Origin of the sequence: Komagataeibacter sp. FXV3 (assembly GCF_015155755.1) — a bacterium.
Classification (GTDB): domain Bacteria; phylum Pseudomonadota; class Alphaproteobacteria; order Acetobacterales; family Acetobacteraceae; genus Komagataeibacter.
Map to the genome: position 1 here is coordinate 26,629 of NZ_VWPI01000159.1, position 11,449 is coordinate 38,077.

Annotated in this window: 6 protein-coding genes; 1 reads left to right on the top strand and 5 read right to left on the bottom strand. The window is 64.8% G+C overall.

What is annotated here, in order from left to right; translation table 11 throughout:
- Nucleotides 1–53: 53 nt before the first annotated feature.
- The 3 genes from thrC to F1542_RS14785 all read right to left on the bottom strand — a co-directional run bounded on the left by thrC (nt 54) and on the right by F1542_RS14785 (nt 4,407).
- Nucleotides 54–1,460, bottom strand: coding sequence for a threonine synthase (thrC, locus tag F1542_RS14775; protein ID WP_193733706.1), 1,407 nt, complete (start codon nt 1,458–1,460; stop codon nt 54–56).
- Between the two features lie 77 nt (nt 1,461–1,537).
- Nucleotides 1,538–2,689: an L-dopachrome tautomerase-related protein gene (locus F1542_RS14780; protein ID WP_193733707.1), complete on the bottom strand. Its 1,152-nt coding sequence runs from the start codon at nt 2,687–2,689 to the stop codon at nt 1,538–1,540.
- 197 nt (nt 2,690–2,886) lie between these two features.
- Nucleotides 2,887–4,407, bottom strand: coding sequence for a carboxypeptidase M32 (locus tag F1542_RS14785; protein ID WP_193733708.1), 1,521 nt, complete (start codon nt 4,405–4,407; stop codon nt 2,887–2,889).
- Nucleotides 4,408–4,506: 99 nt separating this feature from the next.
- Here F1542_RS14785 and F1542_RS14790 point away from each other — a divergent pair, with 99 nt between their 5' ends.
- Nucleotides 4,507–6,492 carry a tetratricopeptide repeat protein gene (locus tag F1542_RS14790; protein WP_193733709.1) on the top strand — a complete coding sequence of 662 codons (1,986 nt, stop codon included), beginning with the start codon at nt 4,507–4,509 and terminating at the stop codon, nt 6,490–6,492.
- Nucleotides 6,493–6,606: 114 nt separating this feature from the next.
- Here the strand turns inward: F1542_RS14790 and F1542_RS14795 are convergent, their stop codons facing one another.
- Entirely contained in the window at nt 6,607–9,516 is a 2,910-nt protein-coding gene (locus tag F1542_RS14795; protein ID WP_193733710.1) for a [protein-PII] uridylyltransferase, read from the bottom strand.
- A gap of 84 nt (nt 9,517–9,600) precedes the next feature.
- The coding region (gene mutS / locus F1542_RS14800) for a DNA mismatch repair protein MutS (RefSeq protein ID WP_193733711.1) at nt 9,601–11,449 on the bottom strand (1,849 nt) is incomplete at its 5' end.

The following is an 11,449-nucleotide window of genomic DNA, read 5'->3' on the forward strand; positions in this document are numbered from 1 at the left end:
TCATGGCCCCACGCCGCCCCTTGCTTGCGTAAGATGGAAAAAGGGTAGGGAGATCAGCCCGCTTTGCTGTTGGACAGGACGGCCGCGCGCACCCTGTCCTCGATCACGTTCAGGTCGGCCGGCACCACGCTGTACCGCTCGGGCCGGTCATACAGGTCGGCCAGGGACACGGGCAGCGCGGGGCGGATGCCGGTTGCCTGCGCCATGGCATCGGGGAACTTGGCCGGATGGGCGGTGGACATGGCCACCATGGGAATCCCCGGCTCACGGAACGCGCGGCCCGCCGCAATGCCGATGGCGGTATGCGGGTCGGCAAGGTAGTGGCTGCGGGTGTTCAGCGTGCGGATTTCCGCCTCTGTTGCGGCGTCATCCAGCGAAATGCCGTGAAACAGCGCGTTGGCGCGATCCCAGACCGGGGTTGAGACCTTCATCACGCCAGTCTTGCGGAAATCGGTCATGATGCGCGCGCACTCAGTGGCGTTGCGGTCCAGCAGTTCGAACAGGAGACGTTCAAAGTTGGACGAGACCTGGATATCCATTGATGGCGACAGGCTGGGCACCACGCCGTGGATGCTCATGTCGTTTTCATTCAGGAAGCGCGAGAGGATGTCATTGCGGTTGGAGCCGACACATAGCGCGCGGATGGGCAGGCCCATGCGACGGGCCACCCATGCGGCCAGCACATTGCCGAAATTGCCCGTGGGCACGGCGAACGAGACCTCACGGTCCGGCGCGCCCAGCGCAAGTGCGGCATAGACATAATATGGCACCTGGGCTGCGATACGCGCCCAGTTGATGGAATTGACCGCGGACAGGTGCATGTCGGTGCGGAAGGGGGCATCGGCGAACATCGCCTTGACCATGTCCTGACAGTCGTCAAACGTGCCCTGCACCGCAAGGTTGGTCACGTTGGGTTCCAGCACGGTGGTCATCTGCCGGCGCTGCACTTCCGACGTGCGGCCCTCGGGGTGCAGGATGACCACGTTCAGGCGCGTGCGGCCCCGGCAGGCCTCGATCGCGGCCGACCCGGTATCGCCCGAGGTCGCGCCCACGATGGTAACCTTCTCGTCGCGTTCGTTCAGCACGTGGTCGAACAGGCGGCCAAGCAGCTGCATGGCCATGTCCTTGAACGCCAGCGTCGGGCCATGGAACAGTTCCTGCACGAACAGCCCGTCTTCCACCTGTGTCAGCGGCACGATGGCCGGGTGGTCGAATCGGCTGTAGGCATCACGGCACAGCTTCAGCAGCACGTCATGCGTGATCGACCCTTCGGCAAACGGGGCGATGATGCGGGCGGCGAGTTCGGGATAGGGCAGGCCACGCAGGTCACGCCACTGGGCCACCGACAGTTCAGGCCAGCTTTCGGGCAGGTACAGGCCACCGTCTTCTGCCAGCCCCGCCAGCAGAACGGACGAAAAATCGCGGACGGGGGCGTTCCCCCGGGTAGAAATATAGCGCATTACACCATCATAATCCCAACCGCCCCCCGCGCGAAGGGGGCGGATGCGGCGCGCGATGCAATTCCGCGCGTGGTGTGTCAGAATTTTGGTGGCGGCAGGTTGCCGATATTGATGCGGTAGATATGTACCGGCCACTCGATGGCGTTGTGCCCGCCATTCAGCGGCGCGGTGCGGTCAAGCTGGGATGCGGGCACATAAAGCTGCCCGTCCCTGGTCGCGAACGACCCGCCGGGCCAGTGCAGGCGCGGGTCGGTCACGATTTTCTGGTAAACCCGGTCGGGCATCAGGCGGAAGATGCTGCTGGTGGACACATCATTGAAATACAGCGTGCCATCCGGCCCGGCCGTGATGCCACCCAGCGGTGGCGTCTTGTACCACAGGGTGGGGCCTTCCTCCAGTTCGATGGGGGTGACCTTGGGGTCCACCAGCAGGTCGGTATCCAGCTTGTAGACAGGTCCGCACAGCGGCTCGAAATACAGCCACTGCCCATCGGCACTTATGTCCATCTGGCTGATATTTATGATGGCGGTGTGACCTGCCGGGTTGGTCGCCACCTTGCCATCAACCGTAATGGGCTGGTGCGCGGTCAGGGCCGGGGTATGTTCCATAAGGCGGCGCTGGATGTTGGTGTCCAGCCTGACCACGATCATGGCCGGGATGCCCGAATCCCCGATAAAGGCATGCCCGCGCGCAATACGCATGGTGGCGGCGTAACTGCCCGCGCGCAGCATGTCGGGATTGAGTGGCCATGTCTGCATGACCTGACCGGTATGGCTGTCGATCTTCACGATCTTGGGGCCACCTTCCACCGGTTTGCCCGCGGGGTCGGGCTGTCCGCTATCGAGTACCCACAGCGTGCCATCGGGCTGGAGCTGCACATCGGACGGGGCCACCAGCCGGTTCGCCGCGGGTGTGGCGGGGTCGTTCCATGAATTGTCGGGATAGGGATGGGGTGTGTTGTCCCCATCCACCAGCGCCAGTCCCGGCCCGGTATTGCCCGCCCAGCGTGGCAGTTCCACCAGCAGCCGCCCATCGGGCAGCACGACCACGCGGTCCCATGCGGCGGTGGAGGAGGACGCCACGTCTTCCAGCGCCGCGGGCGGGTTGAGCGGCGGGGCAGGTTTGGCGGCCTGGGCGGCGTCGGTCACACCCAGCAGGCACGTGCCGCAGGCAAGGAGAAAACCCGCGGAGCGCAGGCGGCGGATTGCAGATGGAGATTTTGCGTACATCGCGCATTATCTCGTCACGAACCGCAGTAATTGGCAAGGGGGACATGCGGCATGTCCGCCCTGTCGTACAGGACTGTTTTGGGAAGGCCGCCCGTTAAGAAAGTTTTTGGCGACGCTTTTTTCAAAACGCTCCGAAGAGCGCCGCCTTTTTGGAAAAAGGCGGCACCCGGAAACTTTTGTTATTTTTTATCAGCAATTTAGGATAGCGCGCAGTAGCGCTGGCGCAGGTGCCGCAGGTATGGCCCCGTATTGGGCACCGCGCCCGTGGCGTCGCGCACGATCTCACTGGTGGAGGCCACGCTGCCACGGGCATGGATACGCGGGCGCAGCCACGCCAGCAGGGGCGCGAAATCACCCCTGCCAATGCCGGGCATGATGGTGGGATCGTCACGCTCCGCCGCTTCACGCAGTTGCGCCGCAATCACCGCACCCAGCGTATAGGTGGGGAAATACCCCCATGCGCCCGATGGCCAGTGGATATCCTGCAGGCAGCCCAGCCGGTCCGCGGGCACTTTCAGGCCCAGCAGGTCATGGATACGGGTGTTGAAGGCTTCCGGCAGGTCCGCCAGCTTCATTTTTCCCGCGATCAGCGCGGTTTCCATTTCATAACGCACAAGGATATGCGCGGGGTAAGTGACCTCATCGGCATCCACGCGGATGAAGCCGGGGCGCACGCGGGTGACAAGGCGGTGCAGGTTGTCCGCATCCCATGCCGGGTCGGTGTCGCTGCCCCCGAACGCACCGTGCAGTCGTGGGGCCATCCAGTCCATGAAGGGCCGCGAGCGCGCGACCTGCATTTCCATAAGCAGGGACTGGCTTTCATGCAGGCTCATCCCGCGTGCTTCCCCCACAGGCTGGGCGCGCCATGCTTTTGGCAGGCCCTGTTCATACAGCGCGTGCCCGGTCTCATGCACGATGCCCATCAGCGCATTGATGCAGTCCTGCTCCTCATACCGGGTGGTGATGCGCACATCATCTTCCGCCCCGCCGCAGAAGGGATGCAGGCTGACATCCAGCCGCCCGCGCTGCATGTCGAATCCCAGCGCGCGCATGGTGCCGTGACCCAGTCGCGCCTGTGCAGGTACATCAAACGGGCCGGAAAGGGGCACGGTGGCAGGCAGGGTTGCCTGATGCGCCAGCGCCGTGCTGATCAGGTCGGGCAGTTCACTGGCCAGTTCGGCAAAGACCGGATCGACATCCGCCTGCCGCGTGCCCGCGTCATACTGGTCCAGCAGCGCGTCATAGGGCGAAAGGCCAAGGGCCTGCGCCTTGGCCGCCGCGATTTCGCGGGTCAGGGACAGCACGGTTTCCAGTTCCGGCAGCAGGCTGGCGAAATCGCTGTTCTGCCGTGCGGTGCGCCATGTCATTTCGCAACGTGAGGACGCGCGCGACATCGCCTCCACCAGATCCGACGGCACGGCGGCGGCATGGGCATGCTGGCGGCGCATTTCATGCAGGTTGGCTTGCGCCATGGCGTCATCGGGGGCCTGCGCGCGATCCAGAAGGTGGCCCATGTCCGGCGCGGTCATGAGTTCATGCGACAGGACGGCAAGGGTCGCGATGCTTTCGGCGCGGCTGTCGCTGGCCCCGGTCGGCATCATGGTGTCCTTGTCCCAGCCGAGGATTCCCAGTGCATTGCGGATATGCCCCATGCGGGCAAAACGCTGCCGCAACGTGTCATAGGCCTGCTGGCCAGCCGTGCCGGAGGGAGTGTTCATGCGGGTTCCTGATCGAAATTCTTAACGCTCTGTCGCGTATGGATAACGCAGGTGAGTGTGCGGGAGCGTCCCCCGCCATGCAAGGGAAGGCCGGATGAGATGAACGCGAACAGCGCGGACAGGCATGATACGGACAGACAGGACATTCTGGCGCGTGCCCATGCGGCCCTGCGCGCTGGGGATATCAATGCCGCGCGGGCGTGTTTCGCAACCCTGCGGGCATGCCGGGTGGATGATCCCGATGCCCTGCACGGCCTGGCCTGCGTGGCGCTGGCGGCAGGGCGGGCGGATCTGGCCATAAATCTTGCCGGTCAGGCGTTGCGGCTTGCGCCCCACGGGCCGTTTCATGAAGTGCTGGCCCGCGCGCTGCTGGCGCAGGGACATCATGTGGCAGCGCAGGCCGCGATCCGGGCCGCCTGCCTGTGTCAGCCCGATGATGTGCCCGTCCTGCTGGCCTGCGCTGACATAATGGAGGCGACGGGCGACACATGGGCGGCAGGACAGTCCTATGGGCGGGCGGTCATCCTGTCCCCCGCGCCTGCCGTGCAGGCCCGCAGGCTGCATGCCCGTTTCCTGTGGCGGCGGGGGCAGCGTGACGCCGCCATACAGCAGATGCGCCATGTTGCGCGACAGGTGCCTGCGTCCGTCCATATGCATGAACTGGCCGAAATGCTGCTGGCACATCATCAGCGCGAACAGGCCGAAGAGGTGTTGCGGGCGGCATTGGCCCGCAGGCCCGATGATGGCGTGGCCCTGTCGCTGCTGGGCGCACTTATGTTTGCAGGTGGGCGGATGCGCCAGGCGGCGGCTGTGCTGGAACGTGCCATGGCGCATGATCCACATGCTGAAACCTGCAGCAACCTTGGCCTTGCCCGCATGGCACTGGGGGATATGGCCGGGGCGGAGCGCGCTTTTGCCGTTGCGATGTGTCTGCGGCCCGATGATGTGCGTATTGCCCTGAACCATGCGACCGGCCTGTTTGAAAGCGGCAACGTGACGCAGGCCGCCACGGCATATGAAACCATACTGACGCGGGATCCGCCCCCGGAGCACGATACGCAGGCCCGGGCGCGGTTTAACCTTGGCGTGGCCCGTCTGGCGCAGGGGCAACTGCGGCAGGGATGGGCAATGTGGGAATCCCGGCTGGACTTCCTGCCCCTACATCCATCCGCCTGCCGCCTGCCACGATGGGATGGAGGCACGCTACCCACGGGTAAAAAGCTGCTGGTGTATATGACAGGGCAGGGGTTGGGGGATGCGGTTCATTTCCTGCGATATGTGCGGCTTGCGGTCCAGCGGGTTCCGGTTGTGCTGGAGGTGCCTGCGATCCTGCGCCGATTGGCCGCAACGCTGGCTGGCGATGCGTTTCATTCCATGGAAATTATCACCCATGATATAAATAAAAATCTTGATGTCGCGGCGCAGTGCGACCTGTTCAGTCTGCCGCACCTGCTGGATACGGACGGCGTGCCCCCTTTCATGCCGTATCTGGGGGAAAGCCCATGGCGGCAGGCGACGATGCGAAAGGAGAAACTGCGGGTTGGCCTGTGCCACGCGGGTAACGCCGCCTATCGCTTTGACGCGCGGCGTTCCATTGCGGTGCAGGACCTGTCGGCATTGGGGGGAATGGCCGGGACTGAATTCGTTTCCCTGAGGCCCAAGGGGACGGATGGGGTGGATCCGGCCTTTGTCCGGCAAGAACTGCCAGATGGCGCGGACCTGCTGGATACGGCGCGCCTGATCGCGACATTGGATCTGGTCATCAGCGTGGATACGCTGTCGGCCCATCTGGCCGGGGCCATGGGCTGTCCGGTCTGGCTGCTGTGTCGTTTCGGGGGGGACTGGCGATGGTCGGCGGCATTTGACCTGCCTGCACCGGCAGACAGGCCGGTACCTGGCCTGTCACCAATGGAAAATGGCATGCAGGGGGATGCCCTACCTGTGTTACGGCCTGCCAGTCAGTGGTACCCAAGCCTGCGCCTGTTTCGTCAGGCCAGTCTGCAGCCCCCACAACAGGCGTGGACACAGGTCATGACCGACCTGTGTTGCGCCCTGCAGGCGTGGGAAGCAGGGATTCTGCATTGAAAGTCTCTGGTGAGACTTTTCTTCAAAAATCTTCAAAAACAATGCCGCCTTTTTTCGAAAAGGCGGCACTTAAAAGCTTTTATTACTTTTTTATCAATGGATTGAAGTGGTCCGTCAGATCGTGATCGATTCCAGTTCGGATGACTGGCGCTGGGCTGCGGCTTCCGCTTCCTGCAGGCCCGCCAGCAGGGTCGTGCGGATGCGGTCCAGACGTCCCTTGTCCGTTATTTTCAGCCCGAACAGGTCCTTGACGTAAAAGACATCCACGGCCCGCACGCCATAGGTGGTGATATGGGCGGACGCGATCTGCAATTTCTGTTCGCTCAGCGCCGCCGTCACGTCATGCAGCAGGCCGGGACGGTCACGACCGTTTATTTCCACTACCGTGCAGGTGTTCGATGCGCGGTTGTCGATCACCACGCGCGGCGGCACGTGGATCGCGCGCATGCGGCGGCCACTCAGCCTGCGGCCACACTGGGCAATTTCGCGGTTGATGTTGATGTGGCCCGTCAGCGCCTGTTCCACCAGCAGCGACAGGCGGGCAAGCTGCTGCGGTTCCTCGAACGCCGCACCGCCCGCATCCTGAATCCACAGCGTATCCAGCGCCATGCCATTGGTCATGGTGTGAATGCGCGCATCCACGATCGACGCCCCGGCAATGGCCACCGCCCCCGCGATCTTGGAAAACAGGCCCGGGTGGTCGGCGGCGTAAATCGTGACCTCCGTCACCCCACGCGCGGGCAGGGGCTGGGTTTCCACCGTAAGCGGCGAATGCATGCGTTCCGACTCGCTGATCAGCCGGGCATGGCGGGCATGGGTATCATGGTCGAACGACAGCCAGTAACTGCCATAGCCCAGCCCCATGAAGTGCTGGACATCGGTTTCGTTCATGCCGTCATCCACCAGCCACTGGGCGGTTGCCCCCTTGGCGCGTTCCACGCGCACGTCACGCTCGGTGGTGGCAAGACTGCCCTCCAGCACCTCGGCCACGCGCATGTAAAGCTCGTTCAGCAGTGTCGCCTTCCATGCGTTCCACACGCGTGGTCCCACCGCGCGCATGTCCACGATGGTCAGCAGCAGCAGCAGCCGCAGGCGTTCGGGCGACTGGATGATGTCTGCCAGGTCAAGGATGGTCTTGGGGTCGTCAATGTCACGCTGGAACGCGGTGTGGCTGAGCAGCAGGTGATGCAGCACCAGCCAGGACACGGTCTCCGTCTCCTCGCTGTCCATGCCCAGTTCGGGACAGACATACAGCGCGATCTGCGAGCCGATTTCCGAATGGTCGCCGCCACGCCCCTTGGCAATGTCATGCAGCATGACCGCGACATACAGCGCCCGGCGTGAATGCAGGTTGCGCGCAAGGTCATAGGCGATGGGTATTTCATCGGCCATATGCCCATGCTCCACCCGGCCAAGGATGCGCAGCGCGTCGATGATGTGCTCGTCAACCGTGAACACATGATAGGTGTCGAACTGCATCTGCCCCACAACGCGGGACCAGTCGGGCAGCAGGCGGCCCATAAGCCCGGTTTCGTTGAGGATATGCAGCCAGTAGGCATTTCCCTTGCGCCGTCCCTCATCCATCAGGTGGAAGCTGGGGGAGGCATCGGGCAGTTCGGCCGTCTCGCCACGCGGTGCGCGCTGCGGGCGGTCGGGCGGGTCACCGCACATGAGGTCAAGGAAGATACGCGCGGTTTCCGGGTCGCCGCGCAGGCTCGCGGCCTTGCGTTCCCAGCGGATCAACTGGTGCATGGCCATGGGGTGGATGGGCAGCTTGCGCTTCTTGGCCCAGTCCAGCAGGCGCATCATCTGGATGGGTTCATCCTCGAACGACGTGCCGCGCTGCGGCAGGATACGGCCATCCAGCACGGTAAAGCCCGCGTCACGCATCTGGCTGTCGGCTTCGGGCGCGTTGGCCACGGGGCCAAGTGCCTGGCGCAGCACGGCGGGTTCCAGCACCAGTGTCAGGCGCATGACCTCGCGCACGGTCAGGAAGTAGTGGCGCATGAAACGTTCCACGCCCACCTGCCGCCCATGGCGGGTATAGCCCATGCGGCCACCCACGACCGGCTGCACGTCGAAGGTCAGGCGTTCTTCCGCCCGGCCCGATACGTAATGCAGGTGGAAACGCACCCGCCACAGGAAGTCCCATGCCCGGCGCGCGCGCTTGGCTTCGGGTTCGGTCAGTAGCCCCAGTTCACTGAAGCCGGGCGCCAACAGGTCCGAGACGTGGCGCGTGCCGAAGGTGTAGCGGCACATCCAGTACAGCGTCTGCAGGTCCCGCAGGCCGCCGCGGCCTTCCTTTATGTTGGGTTCCACCAGATAGGGGCTGTCGCCAAACCGGTGGTGGCGGGCGGCGCGTTCGCGGCGCTTGTCGGTAATGAAGCGGTCGGCGCCCGCGCGCACGCAGGCCACGATGTAGCGGGCCTGGAACATGGAAAACAGCGATTCGCTGCCGGTCAGGGCGCGGGCGTCCAGCAGGGTGGTCCGCACGGTGGTGTCGGCTTCCGCCTCGGCAATGCATTCGTTGATGGTGCGGGTCGCATGCCCGACCTTCAGCCCCAGGTCCCACAGGAAATACAGGATGTATTCCACGCAGGCGCGCACGTCCTCGCCCTGTCCCTCCGGCACATCGGGGATCAGGAACAGCAGGTCGATGTCACTGAACGGCGCCAGCAGCCCGCGCCCGTAACCGCCGGTTGCGGCGATGGCAAAGGGGGCTTCGGGATGCGAATCGATGCCTGTCTGCTGCATCGCGAAGCTGGCCAGCACGCGGATCATGCCATCGGTATAGGCGGCCAGCAGCTTGCCTGCCTCGGCGCCGCCCAGGCGGTGATGCTCGAATTCCTCGCGCACATGGGCCTGGTAGCGCGACAGGTGGCGGCGGACCAGGCCGATGGCGTCCTCCCGCGGCAGGGCGCGTGCAGCGCCACCGCCATCCCCGGACGGGAACAGGGCGGTATGGAGGGCGTTTGTCATGGCCTCGACCGAAGCGGAGGCGGAAGGGGGGGCAGCGTTCGACATCGCGGTCAGATGGCGTCCTGTATATGACGGTAAAGATCCGGGATGGAGTGTGCCGCCCCTGATGGGGTCAGGTCCAGAGCCGTATCAGGGTTTCAGCAGTTTTTTGAGTTTATATAACATTTCCAGCGCCGTGCGCGGACTTAACGCGTCGGGGTCCAGTTCCGTGATCAATTCCATCGCGGCAGGCGGCAGCGTGGGGGCTGCCGGTGCTTCCGGCTCATCCGCTGCGGCCTGTTCAAACAGCGGCAGGGGCGGGGCCTGACGGCCGCGTTCCTTTTCCAGCATGGACAGAAGACGGCCCGCGCGGCGCACGACGGGTTCGGGCACACCCGCCAGGCGCGCGACATGCACGCCCCAGCTGCGGCGGGCGGAACCGGGTACGACCTCGTGCTGGAAAATGACCTGTCCCTTCCACTCGCGCACGCTCATGGTGTGGGGGGACAGGCGGGGCATGCTGTCCGCCAGTTCGGCCAGTTCATGAAAATGCGTTGCGAATATCGCGCGGCAGCGCAGCGTGGAATGCAGGGTTTCCAGCACCGCCCATGCAATGGCCAGCCCATCCAGCGTGGAGGTGCCGCGCCCGATTTCATCCACCACCACCAGCGACCGGGGGCCGGCCTGGTTCAGGATGGCGGCGGTCTCGGTCATTTCCACCATGAAGGTCGAACGCCCGCGCGCCAGGTCATCGGATGCGCCAACGCGTGAAAACAGCCGGTCCACCACGCCAATGCACATGGACCGGGCCGCGACCGGCAGCCCCGCCTGCGCCAGTATGACCGCCAGCGCCGTCTGGCGCAGGAAGGTGGACTTGCCCGCCATGTTGGGCCCGGTCAGCAGCATGACGCGGTGATCGGGTTCAAGGTCGCAGTCATTGGGGGTGAAGCGCGCGTTCCTGGGCAATGCTGCTTCCACCACCGGATGGCGGCCCGCGCGGATGACAAAGGACGTGTCCGTGCCGACAGCGGGACAGCACCACATGCCGCCACCGGCCAGCACGGCGCAGGACTGTGCGATGTCGATGCATGACAGCGCGGCGGCCATGTCCGGCAGGGCGGTTTCGTCCAGTATCTTTCCCACCACCTGCGTAAACAGGTGGCGTTCACGCAGGCCCGCGTTTTCGGCGGCCTGCGCGATCTGCTGGTCAAGGCTGACCAGCCGTTCGGTTGAAAAGCGGCTGGCGCTGGCGGTGCCCTGTCGCATGATCAGGTCCTCGCGCCCGCGCAGGCGCGCTCCGGCGGCGGCGGGCACCTCGATTACGTAGCCAAGCTGGGCGTGGTGGCGGATCTTGAGGTTGGTGATGCCGAATTCGGTGGCGTATTCCTGCTGAAGCGCCGCAATCACCCGCCTGCTGCCGTCGCGCAGTTCGCGCTGGGTATCGAGTTCCGCATCATAGCCACTGGCGATGATGCCGCCGTCATCCATGCGCGCGGGCGGGTTTTCGCTCAGCGCGCGGCCCAGCAGGTCCTGCAGGTCATGCGCGCGGTCCAGATGGCGCACCGCCTGTTCCATGATGGGCGGCAGGTTTTCGTGCCGGTTCAGGATCGTACCGATTTCACGCGCTACACCCAGCGCAAGGCGAATGGCCACGGCGTCGCGTGGCTGCCCGCGGCCCAGGGACAGCCGGCCCAGCGCGCGCGCCATGTCGGGGGCGGCGCGCAGGCTGGCGCGCAGATCATCGCGTATCCCCGGCTTGTCCAGCAGCCATACCCACCCCGCCTGCCTGCGGGCAATGCGTTCTGGATCGGTCAGGGGGGCTGCGATCCAGTCCGCCAGCATTCGGCTGCCGGCTGCGGTGACGGTGCGCGATACCGCGGCGAACAGGGTGTGTTCGGTTTCGCCATCGCGCGTGCGCAGCAGGTCAAGGCTGGCGCGGGTGGCGGGATCAAGGCCAAGGATATCGCTGCTGTCGCTGGGACGGGGGTGGGACAGGCGG